Annotated in this window: 2 protein-coding genes; both read right to left on the reverse strand. The window is 48.5% G+C overall.

What is annotated here, in order from left to right; all coding sequences use genetic code 11:
• Positions 1-234: 234 nt before the first annotated feature.
• The gene (locus L4D05_RS23950) at positions 235-876 is read right to left on the reverse strand and encodes a YjbF family lipoprotein (protein WP_428795496.1); all 642 of its coding nucleotides are present in this window, start codon (positions 874-876) and stop codon (positions 235-237) included.
• 249 nt (positions 877-1,125) lie between these two features.
• On the reverse strand, positions 1,126-1,350 hold the full coding sequence (locus L4D05_RS23955; RefSeq protein WP_372076823.1) for a hypothetical protein: 225 nt from the start codon (positions 1,348-1,350) through the stop codon (positions 1,126-1,128).
• Between the last annotated feature and the right edge of the window lie 512 nt (positions 1,351-1,862).

Consider the following 1,862-nt stretch of genomic DNA (forward strand, 5'->3'; position numbering starts at 1 on the left):
GGTCCTGTGGTCCTGTGGTCCTGTGGTCCTGTGGTCCTGTGGTCCTGTGGTCCTGTGGTCCTGTGGTCCTGTGGTCCTGTGGTCCTGTGGTCCTGTGGTCCTGTGGTCCTGCAGAATCATGTTTTTAAAGCTGTTTTTGTCAACCAAAAACAAGCCATTTATTCTATATTTGCGATAAAAACCACCCAAAAGCTAGAAACGCCCTAGGGCCATAGAACCGCTCTTAACCCGCTCTTAGATCGTCGGAACCTTCAACAACGTCATTTCAACCGTGGTCATCTCTGGCCCTAGCTGCTCAATACTCTTAATGACTTTATCGGTTTTTATATCTTTCCAATAGGTGTTCACGAGTTTGCCGTCGATGGCGTCAAATGTGACGGTTTCTGTGAGCTTTTGGGTGTCGTAGCGATCAAGTACGGTGATGATGGCTTCTTTGCCTAGCTGTGTTTGCAGCATAATACCGTTGTAGCCGTAGCGGTATTTTGGCATCCAGTCGTACGTGACTTGCCAAGAGGTGTCGGTTTGTTGTTGGCGGGTGCTTCCCGCTAAGTTGTCGCCGTATAAACCAATGGTTTTTACTATGCGGCCCGATTCGGTGATGATCACCGCTCGATCCGAGGACATCCATTTATATTGCGTCACGCCTGTTTGCGTGTTGGGCTCGGCAAACGCCAAGACCATAAAAATTTGTGGCCCGTCATTAATTCGAACATAGGCACTGGCATAAGGGAGTTTGCGAATATTTTCCGCAGTAAATTCAATGTCATCCGCCCCAAACACGGCCTCTGCCATTGTGGCATTCACATCTTGGAAACGTTGCGAACAAGCGGTAAGAAAAAGTACAGCACACGCGAGTAGATACGGCTTAACATTCACACTAACGTCCTTGTGGGGGGATAAATGGGTTCTATGGTTCTATGGTTCTATGGTTCTATGGTTCTATGGTTCACAAAAAGGCATACACCACTACAAGTCAAACACTTAACAACTAAAAATCACAACTTATCGCGCATTCCCACAGGGCCATAGGGCCGCTCTATCTCTTCTACCATAGGACCGCTCTTACTTCTAAAAACCCCCCTTACGATACAGCATGCAAGAGGAGCTTATTCATTACAGCGAAGCTTAGTTAGCTGGAGCGGTAACGGTTGTTGCTGTGCTGTCATCCGAAGATGCAGCAGCGACTACTGTTACTGCTGCTGCAGCACCTACAGCGATAGCACCTGTTGTTGCTGCGCCTGCAGCACCACCAGCCGCGCCACCAGCACCAGCCGCGCCAGCTTCTGCTTCCGCAAACGCTGGGCTAGCCATGCCCGCTGCAATCGCCATTACTAATGCGATTTTTTTCATGATTATATTCCTTTACTAAATTATCGATAATTCAGTGCACCCAGTTGAGCACTCTGAGTCGTTATGTTAGTAGAAAGTATAAAGTGTTGTAAATGAGTATTTTTTTACAATTTGCTGACAAACGGAGAGAAAGAGCGGGAAAGGCGGGGAAGAGCGGTCCTGGGTCCTAGGAAATTCGGGGCTATGGTTCTATGGCCCTAAGGGAAGAGCGGAATAAAAGCGGCCCTGGGGCCTAGAGGGGGAATACGTAATTTTGTGGTGAAAATAGAACCAAAGTCACTACATGACAAAGCAATACAATAAAAAAACATAAAGATAAGATCTAAAACACTCCCATAGCACCACAGAACCACTCCTACCCCGCTCTTCCCCAGAACCTAGGACCTAGGACCGCTCTTATTCCACTCTACCCAGCACCTAGAACCAAGCACCGCTCCTACCCCGCTCTCCCCAGGACCCAGGACCCAGGACCGCTCTTAATCCGCTCTTCCCCCGCTCTTAACCCCTTATTC

The sequence above is a fragment of the Vibrio nomapromontoriensis genome, from assembly GCF_050337205.1.
Classification (GTDB): domain Bacteria; phylum Pseudomonadota; class Gammaproteobacteria; order Enterobacterales; family Vibrionaceae; genus Vibrio; species Vibrio nomapromontoriensis.